Annotated in this window: 12 protein-coding genes; 6 read left to right on the forward strand and 6 right to left on the reverse strand. The window is 67.8% G+C overall.

Annotated elements, in window-relative coordinates; all coding sequences use genetic code 11:
- Window positions 1-76: 76 nt before the first annotated feature.
- Window positions 77-949, forward strand: coding sequence for a helix-turn-helix domain-containing protein (locus ACFVIV_RS07860; protein ID WP_379194023.1), 873 nt, complete (start codon window positions 77-79; stop codon window positions 947-949).
- A gap of 196 nt (window positions 950-1,145) precedes the next feature.
- Here ACFVIV_RS07860 and ACFVIV_RS07865 read toward each other — a convergent pair whose 3' ends face one another.
- Entirely contained in the window at window positions 1,146-1,544 is a 399-nt protein-coding gene (locus ACFVIV_RS07865; protein ID WP_379194024.1) for a MarR family transcriptional regulator, read from the reverse strand.
- 44 nt (window positions 1,545-1,588) lie between these two features.
- Here ACFVIV_RS07865 and ACFVIV_RS07870 point away from each other — a divergent pair, with 44 nt between their 5' ends.
- A complete protein-coding gene (locus tag ACFVIV_RS07870) occupies window positions 1,589-3,103 on the forward strand; it encodes an MFS transporter (RefSeq protein ID WP_379194025.1) in 1,515 nt (504 codons plus the stop codon).
- A gap of 336 nt (window positions 3,104-3,439) precedes the next feature.
- Here ACFVIV_RS07870 and ACFVIV_RS07875 read toward each other — a convergent pair whose 3' ends face one another.
- Together ACFVIV_RS07875 and rfbA are read right to left on the reverse strand one after the other, a co-directional pair.
- The gene (locus ACFVIV_RS07875) at window positions 3,440-3,994 is read right to left on the reverse strand and encodes a dTDP-4-dehydrorhamnose 3,5-epimerase family protein (protein ID WP_379194026.1); all 555 of its coding nucleotides are present in this window, start codon (window positions 3,992-3,994) and stop codon (window positions 3,440-3,442) included.
- On the reverse strand, window positions 3,994-4,866 hold the full coding sequence (rfbA, locus tag ACFVIV_RS07880; protein WP_379194027.1) for a glucose-1-phosphate thymidylyltransferase RfbA: 873 nt from the start codon (window positions 4,864-4,866) through the stop codon (window positions 3,994-3,996). The genes ACFVIV_RS07875 and rfbA overlap by 1 nt, the downstream gene beginning before the upstream one ends.
- Window positions 4,867-5,110: 244 nt before the next feature.
- Here rfbA and ACFVIV_RS07885 point away from each other — a divergent pair, with 244 nt between their 5' ends.
- Entirely contained in the window at window positions 5,111-6,097 is a 987-nt protein-coding gene (locus tag ACFVIV_RS07885) for an alpha/beta hydrolase (protein WP_379194028.1), read from the forward strand.
- A 79-nt stretch (window positions 6,098-6,176) separates the two neighbouring features.
- Here ACFVIV_RS07885 and ACFVIV_RS07890 read toward each other — a convergent pair whose 3' ends face one another.
- Entirely contained in the window at window positions 6,177-6,875 is a 699-nt protein-coding gene (locus ACFVIV_RS07890; protein ID WP_379194029.1) for a hypothetical protein, read from the reverse strand.
- Between the two features lie 438 nt (window positions 6,876-7,313).
- On the opposite strand from ACFVIV_RS07890, the gene rfbB reads away from it, so the two are divergent.
- Window positions 7,314-8,318: a dTDP-glucose 4,6-dehydratase gene (rfbB, locus tag ACFVIV_RS07895; protein WP_379194030.1), complete on the forward strand. Its 1,005-nt coding sequence runs from the start codon at window positions 7,314-7,316 to the stop codon at window positions 8,316-8,318.
- Between the two features lie 12 nt (window positions 8,319-8,330).
- Here the strand turns inward: rfbB and ACFVIV_RS07900 are convergent, their stop codons facing one another.
- Window positions 8,331-9,959 carry a DUF2142 domain-containing protein gene (locus tag ACFVIV_RS07900; RefSeq protein WP_379194031.1) on the reverse strand — a complete coding sequence of 543 codons (1,629 nt, stop codon included), beginning with the start codon at window positions 9,957-9,959 and terminating at the stop codon, window positions 8,331-8,333.
- A gap of 77 nt (window positions 9,960-10,036) precedes the next feature.
- Entirely contained in the window at window positions 10,037-11,011 is a 975-nt protein-coding gene (locus tag ACFVIV_RS07905; RefSeq protein ID WP_379194032.1) for a glycosyltransferase, read from the reverse strand.
- Window positions 11,012-11,110: 99 nt separating this feature from the next.
- Between ACFVIV_RS07905 and ACFVIV_RS07910 the strand changes: the two genes are divergently transcribed.
- Complete coding sequence (locus ACFVIV_RS07910) at window positions 11,111-11,611, forward strand: GtrA family protein (protein WP_379194033.1); 501 nt, start codon at window positions 11,111-11,113, stop codon at window positions 11,609-11,611.
- Window positions 11,612-11,737: 126 nt separating this feature from the next.
- Window positions 11,738-13,642, forward strand: coding sequence for a glycosyltransferase (locus tag ACFVIV_RS07915; RefSeq protein WP_379194034.1), 1,905 nt, complete (start codon window positions 11,738-11,740; stop codon window positions 13,640-13,642).
- Window positions 13,643-13,773: the final 131 nt, after the last annotated feature.

The following is a 13,773-nucleotide window of genomic DNA, read 5'->3' on the forward strand; positions in this document are numbered from 1 at the left end:
TCGCTGGGCAGGCGGTCCGTGGATCGGTGAGTTTTCCTGTGCAACAATGCGATCGCATAACTCGTAAGGGGGAGGGATGGCATTACCTCAGGGGATCACCGGATCCACCATGCCACGGCGGCAGCTCGGCCGTCATCTGCGCGATCTGCGCAACCGCGCGCGCATGACGACCAGGGTGGCGGCCCAGCGGCTGGAATGGTCGGAAGCCAAGATCTGGCGCATAGAAACCGGGCAGACCTCGCTGCGCAGCCTGGATGTCGAGGCCATGTGCCGCATCTACGGCGCGCCCGAGGACGCCATCGAACCGCTCACCGCCCTGGCCCGGGAAACCAAGGCGCGCGGCTGGTGGACCGAATACAGCGATGTCATCGACGAGGGGTACGAGGTCTACATCGGCCTCGAGGAGGCCGCGGCCCGGCTCACCACCTATGAGAACGAGCTGGTGCCGGGGCTTTTGCAGACCGAGGCGTACTACCGGGCGGTGCTCGCGGGCGCGTACCCGGGCATCTCGGCCGATCAGGTGGACCGCCGCGTGCGGGTCCGGCTGGCCCGCCAGGCCCTGCTCACCCGGCCCGAATCCCCGCTCCAGCTGGATGTGGTGATCTCCGAGGCCGTGCTCTGGCACCGCATCGGCGGCGAGGAGGTGACCCGCGGCCAGCTCGACCGCCTGCGCAAACTGGGCGAACTCCCGAACGTGCGGCTACGCCTGGTGCCCGCCGACTGCGGTTACCACCACGGCATGGACGCCGGCCGCTTCGTGCTGCTCGAGTTCCCGGGCAGCCCGGACCGGACCGCGGAACCGCCGGTGGTGTACGTCGAATCGCTGACGGGCGCGTCCTACCTGGACAAAGACCACGATGTGGAGCGCTACCGCGAAGCCTTCGCGGCCGCGACCGCGCTGGCAGTGGACGCACTGCCGATGATCGAGACCACGCGCGACTCGCTCTGAAAGAAGGGGGGTTGGGGGCCTGGCCCCCAACCCCCCCAAGGGGTTTCAGGGGCAGGGCCCGGCGGGCCCCGGCATCGTGCCGCCCAAGGGGTTTCAGGGGCAGAGCCCCCGCGGGCCCCGGCATCGTGCCGCCCGAGGGGTTTCAGGGGCGAAGCCCCTGAGAGCCCCGCGAGTTGGGTTCAACTCTGGACTGGGTTCAGCTCAGTTCTTGTTCCAGCACCGCCCGGTGCGTGGGCAGCGCGTCGCTGTGCACCGCGCGCCCCTTGTCGGTGAGACAGACGAAGATCGCTCGCCGGTCGAATTCGCACATGCTGCGCGAGACCAGCCCCTCGCGCTCCAGCCTCGCCACCGCGCGTGACAGCGCGCTCTGACTCAGGTGGATATCGCCGGCGAGATCACTCATCTTGTAACTCTCGGCCCCCGCGTCCACGAGGCGGTCGAGGGTTTCGAATTCGCTGAGCCCGATGTGGTGGCGGCCTTGCAGCTCCTTTTCGAGGGCGCACGAGGTCGTCGCGTGCCGGGCCAGCAGATCGCGCCATTCGGCGACCAACCCGCTGGTGGCGGGCCGTTCGACAGGCGCTGTCGACTTCGGCATGACCAGATCCTAGTCGTTCCGGTCAAAACATGCAACCGCATTTAATGCTTGTGCAATTGATGCGTGTGCATGTACTGTCCGATCTTGTGACTTTGACCGAGACCCGCGCCGCAGTGAGCAACGCGGCCGCAGATTCCACACAGTGGCCGATTCGCCTCTGGGGCATGCTCATCACCCTGTGCATCGTGCTGTTCCTGGACGGCCTGGACGTGTCGATGATCGGCGTCGCCCTGCCGTCCATCGGCGCCGAACTCGACCTCTCCCACTCGACCCTGCAGTGGCTGGTCAGCGGCTATGTGCTCGGCTACGGCGGCCTGCTGCTGCTGGGCGGGCGCACCGCCGACCTGCTCGGGCGCCGCAAGGTGTTCCTGATTGCCCTGGCGGTCTTCGCCCTCGCCTCCCTGGCGGGCGCCCTGGTCAGCTCCGGCCCGCTGCTGATCCTGACCCGATTCATCAAGGGCCTGGCCGCCGCGTTCACCGCGCCGACCGGTCTGTCCATCATCACCACCAACTTCGCCGAGGGACCGGCGCGCAACAAGGCGCTGTCCATCTACACCGTGTTCGGTGCGGGCGGCTACTCCATGGGCCTGCTCTTCGGCGGCCTCATGACCGGCCTCGGCTGGCGCTGGACCTTCCTGCTGCCGGTGCCCGTCGCGCTCGCCGCCCTGGTCGCCGCGATCTACCTGGTGCCCAAGGACAAGCCCGCCGAAGAAGGCGGACACGATCTGTTCGGTGCGCTGCTGTCCACCGCCGCCATGCTGCTGCTGGTCTACACCGTGGTCACCGCGCCCGAGGTGGGCTGGGCCTCGGCCCGCACCATCGTCTCCTTCGTGGTGGCGGCCGCCCTGTTCGCCGGCTTCGTCGCGGTCGAGAAGCGGGTGCGGTACCCGCTGATCCGCCTCGGCATCCTGAAGAAGAGCACCCTGGTGCGCGCCAGCCTCGCCATCATCGCGGTGGGCGGCTCCTACTTCAGCTGGCAGTTCATCACCACGCTGTACCTGCAGGAGACCCTGGGCTGGTCGCCGCTGAAGCTGGCCCTCGCCCTGCTGCCGGTCGGCCTGCTGGTGGTGGCCTCGGCCTTCGTCTCCGACAAGCTGGTCGATCGCTTCGGCACCGGGCCGATCATCGGCGTCACCATGGCGATCATGGCCGTCGGCTACCTGCTGTACCTGCGGCTGGACACCGACCCGAACTACCTGACCATGCTGCTGCCCGCCGTGCTGCTGATCGGCATCGGCTGGGTCGGCTTCCCGGCCATCAATATTCAGGCCACCAGCGGTATCGACGATGACGAGCAGGGCCTGGCGGCCGGCGTGCTGCAGACCGCCATGCAGGTCGGCGCGGCCATCGTGCTCGCGGTGACCACCGCCATCATCACCTCCGGTTCGATCACCGACGCCACCCCCACCGAGGTGCTCGACGTCTACCGCCCGGGTCTGGAATTCGCCGCCGGCGTCTCGATTGTCGGCGCGCTGATCGCCCTGTCGGTCTACCTGCCCAAGCGGCGGGCCCGCCAGGAAGCGCAGCAGCGGGAGCTGGAGGTCGAGCTGGTCGGCTGACATTCCTACCGGCCGGTCGGGCGCAGCTCACACGACCGACCGGCCTGACCGAAAGGATTGGGGCGCATCGCTAACGCGATGCGCCCCAATGCTGTTGGGGGGGAAGGCGGGGGCTGAGCCCCCGAACCCCCTTAGGGCTGCGCCCGCGGACCAAGGGCTGCGCCCCGGACCCTTGGGGGCTGCGCCCCGGACCCCAATAACGCTGCGGGCCTGGACCTCTGGGCTGCGCCCTGAGGTCCTTGGGCTGCGCCGCCGACGCTTGGGCTGCGCCGCCGACCATTGGGCTGCGCCGCCGACCATTGGGCTGCGCCGCCGGACCCTTGGCCGGGGCTGCGCCTACAGGTCCGCCAAACGTGGTGCGGCTGCGTCTTTCGCCGAGCGGATGAAGGTGAGTGGCTCACCGTCGCGGCCTACCGTCGGCCACTCGATGGCCAGGTCGGGGTCGAAAGCGTCCAGGTCGCGGTCGAATTCGGGGGTGTATTCGAGGGAGCACAGGTAGTTGACGGTGGAGTTGTTTTCGAGGGAGAGCAGGGCGTGGCCGAGGCCTTCGGAGAGGAAGACGGAGCGGCGGTCGATGTCGTCGAGGAGCACGCCGTCCCAGCGGCCGTAGGTGGGGGAGCCGGGGCGCAGGTCCACGACCACGTCGAGGAAGGCGCCGCGCAGGCAGGTCACGTATTTGGCCTGGCCGGGCGGGTTCTCGGTGTAGTGGATGCCGCGCAGCACCCCGGCGGCGGAGGTGGAGGTGTTGACCTGCAGCAGGTCGAAGGGGCGGCCGACCGCCTTCTCGAATTCCGAGGCCTTGAACGTCTCGACGAAGATTCCGCGCTCATCGCCGCGCAGCACCGGTGTGAATTCCCATGCCCCCGGCACCGCCAGTTCGCGAATCCGCATTATTCGTCCCGTCCCTGATCCAGCAGGCCCAGCAGATAGGAACCGTACCCGGAGCGCACCAGCGGTTCGGCCAGTTCGCGCAGTTCGTCATCGCTGATGAAGCCCCGCCGCCAGGCCACCTCCTCCGGTACGCCGATCTTGAGGCCCTGCCGCTCCTCGATGGTGCGCACGTAGTTGGCGGCATCGAGCAGCGAATCGAAGGTGCCGGTGTCCAGCCAGGCGGTGCCGCGGCGCAGCACGTCCACCTGCAGCCGGCCCTGCTCCAGATAGGCGCGGTTGATATCGGTGATCTCGTATTCGCCGCGCGCGGACGGTTTCAAGCCCCGGGCGATCTCGATGACGTCGTTGTCGTAGAAGTACAGCCCCGGGATGGCGTAGTTGGACCGCGGCGCCTTCGGCTTCTCCTCGATGGAAATGGCCCTGCCGTCGGCGAATTCGACCACGCCGTAGGCGGTCGGGTCGGACACCCGGTAGGCGAAGACCGCCCCGCCGTCCAGCTTTTCGAACCGCGCCAGGCTGGTGCCCAGGCCCGGCCCGTGGAAGATGTTGTCGCCCAGCACGAGTGCCGCGGTGTCGGCGCCGATGTGGTCGGCGCCCAGCACGAACGCGCGGGCCAGCCCGTCGGGTTCGGGTTGCACGACATAGCGCAGGGAGAGCCCGAACTGGCTGCCGTCGCCGAGCAGGCGGGTGAAGGCCGGGGCGTCCTCGGGGGTGGTGATCACCAGGATGTCCCGGATCCCGGCCAGCATGAGGGTGGACAGGGGGTAGTACACCATCGGTTTGTCGTAGACCGGCACCAGCTGTTTGCTCACCCCGCGCGTGATCGGGTGCAAACGCGACCCGGTGCCGCCGGCCAGGATGATTCCGCGCATGTCACAGCAGTCTGCCAGTTCGGTCCCGGACAGGTGCGGGGAGGTTCCGAGTGGACGGCGAATCGATCACGGCCGTTTACCCGCATACCGATCGGGTGATTAGTGTTGCGTAGGTCACGTTCCCCATGGTGTTCTGAAACGGCACTATGTGAGATCTCAGCGCCGAGACCTCCGCGCCGGGCGCCGGGCTGTTGCCGGTTCCCCTCGTCGATGGCTCGGCGCGTCAGCGGGAGGTAGGTGCGCTATGGCAGCCACCGGCAATGACGGCGTCGTGAATCCGGATGGGGGCAGCCGCTATTCGCAAGCCCTGGCACTGGGCTGCCGAGCCTTGATGATCAAGCCGCTCGGCGAGACGGTGCCCGTCACCGCCGCCACCATGCCCATGGTCGCGGGAGTCATCAACGGACTGGCCAGACTTCGGCCCACCCCGCGCGGCGTGGAACGGGAACAGGTGCGGCTCAACGGCTTCCGCATGGAGATCGTGCGACCGGCGGGCGCGCGGCGCTCGCTGCGCGACGGGGCGGTCATGTACCTGCACGGCGGCGGGTTCTTCCTGTGCGGCCTGGACACCCACCGGCCCGTCGTGGCCGCGCTGGCCCGCCGCACCGGGCTGCCGGTGGTGAGCGTGGAATACCGGCAGCTGCCGGAGACCGATTTCGCCGGGGCGATCGGCGATTGCCTCACCGCCTACCGCTGGCTGCTCAGCCATGGCGCGGACCCCGCGCGCATCGTCTTCGCGGGCGATTCCGCGGGCGGCTACCTGACCTTCGCGACCGCCTTGCGGGCCCGCGACGCCGGGCTGCCGGTGCCGGCGGGCCTGGTCGGGCTGTGTCCCGCACTGGATCTGGACTGCACCGAGAAGCGCGCGCACCCGAATCTGCGCCGGGACGCGCTGATTCCGCTGTCCGCGCTGGAATCGGTGGTCAAGCTCGGGGCACAGGTGAACGGCCGCCTGGATCCGGAACTGTCACCGGTCAATGCCAGTCTGGCCGGCCTGCCGCCGGCCCTGCTCATCGTCGCCGAGGACGAGGTGCTGCGGCACGACAGCGAGATCATGGCGCAGCGGCTGGCGCGGGCGGGAGTGCCTGCCACGCTGGAGATCTGGCGCGGGCAGGTGCACGCCTTCATGGCCATCTTCCCGAATATGCCGGAGAGCCGGGCCGCCCTGGCCCACGTCGCGCAGTTCGTGCGCGCCCGCATCGGCGTCGAAAGCGTCGCGCGCACCGCTTGATCCAACGGGAAGCCGGGAAAAGAGCGAAGCCCCGCCTGGGTGGTCCAGACGGGGCTTCGCCGCGCAATACCTGCCGGAATTACTTGGCCGGCGGGGTGAAGGGCTGGTTGACCGTGGTGAAGTACTGCACGGCGGCCAGGATCGCGACCGGGGCGGTCACGAAGATCTGGCCGGCCAGGGTGCCCAGGAAGCCGACCAGGCTGGCGCCGACGAGGCAGCCGCCCAGCGGGCCGGCGCCGAACATGAGCAGCAGCGGGGTGGTGGCCGCGAACGCGACACCGGCGCCGATGACGCACCCCAGGGCCGCGCCGCCGATGCCGCCGGCCAGGGTGCCGATGGTGGCGCCCATGCCGATGGTGTCCTTCAGGCGGTTGAAGGCCGCGACCTCACGGTCGTACTCGGACTTCCAGGGGGCCTGGTTCTCGTACGGCAGGGCGACCGGCTTGTAGACGGCCTTGTCGACCTCGAACTCCGGGGTCAGGGTCGCGGTGCGGTCGGTGATCTCGGCCGCGATCGGGAACTCGAAGTCGTCCACGCGGAACTTCAGCTCGGTGCCCGCGACGGTGGTGCCGTCGGCGGCCTTGATCTTGAAGACGCCGTCCTCGACGACCATGGAGCCCGCATCGGTCCGGATGATGGTGGACTTCTCGGTGTTGGTGGCGGCGTAGTTGATCACGCCGTTCTCGGCCTCGGCGGGCGCGGCGTTGACGGTGCCGGCGGTGACGCCCAGGGCGGCGATCAGCAGCGCCGACGTGGCGGCGAATTTCCTCATCAGCATTTGGTGAAAACCTCATCGAAGAGCTCGGGGGGACAGGGGAATCGAAATCCAGGGCAGCTAACGTGCGGTGAACCGGCTGTGACCATTCGTTCAAAATCCGTTCACCGAGCGGACTTTCCGTTTGGTGGGATTCCGGAAATATGCAGCGTGCGTAAGGTTTTGGTGCGCTTCAACCCGTCCGAGCAAGGTAACCTGATGGTCTGTTTGTGACGAAGGTCACAGCGATAGTTGATGAATTGCAATGGATTTCGGTTCGAAAGTCGCGGGCCTGCCACGAAATTGCGACATTTGGGATCGGAGGCGTGTTTCCGGGCCGCGGAATTTGTTTCCTTTTGATGTCCGATTACGCATAACCGGGGCCCGGCGGCGGTGTGCGGAACGCAACGTGCCCGGGCCGGTGCCGTGACCCGCCGCGCGCTCGACGTAGGGTTTCTCCTTGTGCGACTGCTCGTAACCGGCGGCGCCGGCTTCATCGGCGCGAACTTCGTCCACCAGACCGTGACTCGGCGTCCCGGCGTCCAGGTCACCGTGCTGGACAAACTCACCTATGCGGGCAATCGGGCCTCGCTCGACCCGATCGCCGATCGCATCGAGTTCGTGCACGGCGATGTCGCCGACACGGCGCTGGTGGATCGCCTCGTCGGCGGCGTCGACGCGGTGGTGCATTTCGCGGCCGAATCGCACAACGACAATTCGCTCGCCGATCCGTGGCCGTTCGTCCAGACCAATATCGTGGGCACCTATTCACTGCTGCAGGCGGTGCGCAAGCACGGGGTGCGCTACCACCACATCTCCACCGATGAGGTCTACGGCGATCTGGAACTCGACGCGCCGAAGCGATTCACCGAAGACACTCCGTACAACCCGTCGAGCCCGTATTCGGCCGCCAAGGCCTCCAGCGACATGCTGGTGCGCGCCTGGGTGCGGTCTTTCGGCGTACAGGCCACACTGTCGAACTGCTCCAATAACTATGGGCCGTATCAGCATGTGGAGAAATTCATCCCACGTCAGATAACCAATCTCATCGACGGTGTGCGGCCGCGCCTCTACGGCGCCGGACATCAGGTGCGCGACTGGATCCACGTGGACGACCACAACTCCGCGGTGTGGGAAATTCTGCAGCGCGGGCGGATCGGGCAGACCTATCTCATCGGCGCCGACGGCGAACGCGACAACAAATCCGTGGTGCGCATGATCCTGGAGGCCTTCGGCCGCGATCCCGACGACTTCGACCATGTCACCGATCGGCCGGGGCACGATCTGCGCTATGCCATCGATGCCGGGCTGCTGCGCACCGAACTCGGCTGGGAACCGGAATACCGGGACTTCCGCAAGGGACTCGAACAGACCATCGGCTGGTACCGCGACAACGAGTCCTGGTGGCGGCCGATGAAGGCCGCCACCGAGAACGCGTATTCCGCGGCCGGCGAGAAAGTCCTGTAGCCAGGACTGGCGTCAGCCCCAGACGATGCTGCAGTACTTGGCGATGGCGGCGATCAGGGCGACCGCGGTCGCCGCGGTCACCGCGATGGCCGGGCCGCGTGCAGGCGTGCGGCCCCGGGCATCGGTGAGCCGCAAGGGCATCCAGCGCAGGATCACCGCGAAACCGAGCAGCGCCAGCGGCACGAAATAGCGGCCCTGCACACCGTCGATGATGTAGTAGCCGACCGGCGTGAACGACATGTAGAGCGTCACGTAGATCATGGCCACGCTGGCCAGAATGGTCAGCGCGATCAGCCAGGTGCGCACGGAATTCGCGCTCGCGGCGCTCATTCGATCGGAGATGCCGAAGCTCACCGCGAAGGCCAGCAGGCAGGCCAGAATGGTGATCGCCGGGACGTCGATATAGGCGAAGCCGAGCTCACCGAAGAACTGGGTGAACCAGCGCTGATCGCGCAGGGCGATGCTGTCGCCGAAGACGCTGAGGAAATGCAGCGGATCGCCGAGGATGTCCTTCAACTGATCGCCGGGACGCACCGTGCCCCACTGGTGTTCGGGCCGCATCAGGCTCATGCCGTCGCCGGTCGGGGCGGCGATCCGCATCCACGCCGCGAAGGCCGCGCCGCCGATGGCCGCGCACAGCCACGGCAATACCCGCTGCCACCGGGCCGGGCGTTCGCCGTCGCCGAAACCGAAGCGGCGCGCGGGAATCAGCACGGTGAGCATGGCCAGCAGCACGTAGGTCGGCTTGCACACCGGTAGTAGCACGGTCGCGGCGAAGGCGGCGACGGTCTCCGGGCGGCTCAGCCGCTCACCCAGGAACAGGCCCTTCACGATGAGCGCCGACACCAGCAGCGCCAGCGCGTTGGTCACCGTGTCCGCGGTGACGGTGCCGGCCTGGAACAGCGCGATGGGCAGCACCGCCACCGTCAGCGCCAGCCACTGGATGCGATGCCCGCGCAGGATCCGGATGGCGAAGCCGACGATCACCAGATAGGCGAGCAGGCCCGCCCAGCGGGTCGCCATGATCATGCCGCCGACGCTCAGATCGAGCGCCTCGGCAATGCGGATGCCCGCGGCCGGAGGCAGATACGGAATCGGGGAGTACGCGGCGGTATTGGTGAACCAGACCTCGGAGGTCTTGGCCGATACCGGCGCGGCGCCGAGCCGGTCGTAGGCGCCCGCGTCCGCCACCATCGGATCCGGCTCCTCCGGATTCTGCTGGTAGTCGTGGAAGGCGTAGCTCATGAGGGCGTCGATGCTCACCGGCACCTGGCCGCCCCAGGCGGGCCCGCGCGTGTCGTGGATCTGCTGCGGGGTGATCCCGCCGTGCGCCACCTGGTAGGCGCGGCCGAACTGGGTGATCTCGTCATGACCCCAGAACGGCGGCGTGACCACGGAGAACACCGCGCCGAACACACCGGCCAGCAGTACGAAAACCAGAGTCGCCGAACCGAATCGCCGCTCGATCCCGGCCAGCGTCCGGCGCAGTCCGCCGGTCTCGGCCGGCGTCGCGGCGGGCGGGACCTGTGCGGGCGGCGCGACGACCGTCCCGGTCTTGTCGAGCGTGCCGGAGCCGTTGCTCGTCACGCCGGTATCCGGGTCACCCGGAGCAGCCGTGCCGGTTTCGTCCGTTGTTTCCACAACGTCTGATTCTGCAGTGTCGGCGGGCAATCGCGGTTCCTCCCCGGGCAGTGTGGCGTCCGGCTCGGTCCGGACCGTCATCGCCGGGTACCGCCCGGGCGTTCGGTAGCGGGTTCCTCGGCCCCGACGGCGGAATAGCGCAGGTAGACCAGGCGCGCCGCCTCGTGCCGGGACCGGCGGATGCCGTCCAGCACCAGGCCCGCGGTCCAGGCCAGCGAGCCCAGCAGCAGCAGGGTGAAGCCCAGGAACAGCGTCGGGAAGCGCGGCACCTCGTGGATCCGGTAGAACTCGATCACGATCGGGGTGATGAGCACGACCGAAAGAATCCAGGCCAGGGTGCCGAACAGGCCGTAGAAGGCGACCGGCCGCTCGTGCCGGGCCAGGCCGATGATCAGGTTCAGGATCTTGAAGCCGTCGTGATAGGTGCGCAGCTTGGATTCGCTGCCCGCCGGGCGATCCTTGAAGCCGACCGGCACCGAGGTCTGCGGCACGCGCAGATGCAGCGAATGCACCGTCAGCTCGGTCTCGATCTCGAATTCCTTCGACACCGCCGGGAAGCTCTTCACGAAGCGGCGGGAGAACACCCGGTAGCCGCTCAGCATGTCCTCGACGTTCTCGCCGAACACCTGCGCGACCACGCCGTTGAGCACCTTGTTGCCGGTGGCGTGGCCCGGGCGGTACGCGGACTCGCCGGCCTGTTCGCGGCGCACGCCCAGCACATGGTCGTACGGCCCGGACAGCAGCGCCTCGATCATCTTCGGGGCGGCGAAGGCGTCATAGGTGTCGTCGCCGTCGATCATCAAATAGATATCGGCCTCGATATCGGCGAACGCGCGCCGCACCACATTGCCCTTGCCCTTGCGGTATTCGCTGCGCACGATCGCGCCCGCCTCGGCCGCGCGCACCGCGGTGGCATCGGTGCTGCGGTTGTCGTAGACGTAGACGACGATTCCGGGAACGGCGGCCTTCAGGTCGGTGACAACCTTCGCCACCGCTGCCTCTTCGTTGTGGCACGGCACTATGGCGGCAATGCGAAGCTCGGTGGAGTCCACCCGGTCAATCCTCTGATCGGAAGGCGAATACGAACACGGGGAGGGTACCCGACCCGTTGGGATATATGGGTGGGGCGGGGCTGCGGTAGCGTCGGGCCGGTGTCCAGCAGTGAGTCGACCGCGGTGAGCGAGCAAGACCCCGAAACCCTCGTCACCAAGGTCAAGGCGTTTCTACGGCAGAGCGGCGCCTTCCTCGTCGTCGGCGCGATCGGCTTCCTCGTGGACGCCGGCACCTACAACCTGCTGGTGTTCGTCGGTCCGGGCGGCGAAGGGCTGATGTTCGAGCAGCCGCTGCCCGCCAAGATCATCGCCATCGGCGTGGCCACGGTCGTCACCTATTTCGGCAATAAATTCTGGACCTTCTCCCACAAAGAAGGCGGAAGTCCGGCGCGCGAATACCTGCTCTACGCGGTGTTCAATGTCGTCGCCATCGGCCTGCAACTGGGCTGCCTGGGCTTCTCCCGCTATGTGCTGGACCTGTCGAGTCCGTTGGCGGACAACATCTCCGGAACACTTATCGGCCAGATCGTCGCCGTGGTGTTCCGTTACTGGGCCTATGACAAATTCGTCTTCACCGGGACGCGGGAAAACGATCGTTAGCGCGGGTTCGCACTGCTGCTTGGCGAGTCGGTTGGTATTCTCGCCCCGCCGTGCGTGACAGTGGAGGTGCGTTCCACGCGTCGGGTGTGCCGGTGTCTGTTGTGATCGAGGGATGTCGAGGGATTCATGGATGCGTCGGCTGGACAAGCCGTGACCGAAATCAATGACCGGCAGACCGCCGGAGCCCCTGCGACGCTGCGCGCCGACCATGCGGCGCCCGAGCGGCTGGTGCTACAGCGCGGTCTGTTCCACGGTCCCGCCCCGCGGATCAGCGAGGAGCTGTACGCGGTGGTGAAGGGCGGCAAGGCGCACCGGGAACGGTTCAGCCTGCGCCTGGACAAGGGCGCCAGCGCGCACACCAATACCTACTTCGGCCGGTTCGCCGCCGCGTACTGGCAGCGCTGGACCACCGTCACCGCCGTCGAGGTCGGCATGACCCTCGAGGTCGCCGGCAAGACCAAGGTGCGGCTGGCGGCCTCCGATATCGCCGGGCATCGGCGGGTGGTGGCCACCGCGGAGACCCGGGAGACCGGGCGCATCGTGCTCAGCACGAACCTCGACATGTACATCGACGGCGGCGCCATCTGGGTGGAGGTCGACGCCATCGGCGGCGAGGTCACCATTACCGATCTGGAGTGGACCGCGGTCGCGCCCGATCACGTGCGGCCGGTCGCCATTGCCATCTGCACCTTCAACCGGGCGCCGGACTGCGCGCAGACGGTGGCCGCGCTGGCCTCGGATCCGACCGTGCTGGCGGCCATCGACGCCGTGTACGTGGTCGATCAGGGCACCGATCTGGTGCAGGATCAGCCGCTGTTCGCCGAGACCGAACCCAAGTTCGGCGACAAGCTGCGCTATATCCGGCAGCCGAATCTCGGTGGGGCGGGCGGTTTCACGCGCGGGCTCTACGAGGTGTCCGCCGCCAATGAGCACGCCGATGTCATCCTCATGGACGACGACATCCTGTGCGAGCCGGAAACCGTGTTGCGGCTCAATGCCTTCGCCAATATGACCGTCGAGCCGACGCTGGTCGGCGCGCAGATGCTGTTCCTCTACAACCCCGACTACCTGAATGTCGGTGCGGAGGAGACGAATCTGGGCAAGCTGCGCCACGGCCAGAAGGTGTCCAAGGCGCTGCGCAACACCAGCATGCTCAAGAAGAACCAGGAACGCCGCGTCGACGCCGGCTACAACGCCTGGTGGACCTGCCTCATCCCCGCCGAGGTGGTGGCCCGCATCGGCCTGCCGGTGCCGATCTTCTTCCAGTGGGACGACGTCGAATACGGCCTGCGCGCCCGGGAGAACGGTTTCGTCACCGTCACCCTGCCGAACGCGGCGGTGTGGCACGCCGACTTCTACTGGAAGGATTTCGACGACTGGGCGCGCTACTTCTCCTCGCGCAACTCGCTCATCGTCTCCTCCCTGCACGCCGACCTGGACCCGAAAGCCATTACCCGCCAGCTCTTCCGGGAGATCGGCGAATACCTGGTCGGCATGCAGTACGGCCTGGCGCACACCACCCTGCAGGGCATCGAGGACTACCTGAAGGGCCCGGAAGCCCTGCGCGACGGCGGTATCGCCGCCCTGGCCGCCGCCCGCGGCTCCCGCGCGGACTACCCGGAGACCATCAAACACCCCGCCGCCACCGCCCCGGTCCCCAACGCGCACATTCATTTGCGCCGCGCCGGCGGTGAACCCAGCCGCCCCCTGCTGATCCTGCTCAAGCGCGCCCTCAACCAGTGGACCGGCCGCACCCAGCACGGCCTGGTCGGCATCACCCGCGAAGACGCCCACTGGTGGCACGTCTCCCTCTTCGACCACGTGGTCGTCACCGACGCCTCCCAATCCGGCGTCCGAATCCGCAAGCGCGACAAGGCCACCGCCCGCCGCCTCCTCCTCCGCGCCTACAAACTCCTCAAACAACTCCGCAAGGACCTCCCCACCCTCCAATCCCGCTGGCGCGCCGCCATGCCCGAACTCACCAGCCGCGAAAACTGGGAACGCCTCTACGGCATCAACGAAAAGTCGTAGCGGCGCAGGCGCGGGCGGTGCGGGTGTTTGCGCGTCGCGGGTGCGGGCGGTGCCGTGGGCCCGAGCGTCGCGCCGCAGGCCGAGGGGCTTTGGGCTCAGCCTCGCTCTCTCAGCGCCGCAGGCTAAGGGGG

The sequence above is a fragment of the Nocardia sp. NPDC127526 genome (assembly GCF_042672265.1).
Lineage (GTDB): Bacteria > Actinomycetota > Actinomycetes > Mycobacteriales > Mycobacteriaceae > Nocardia.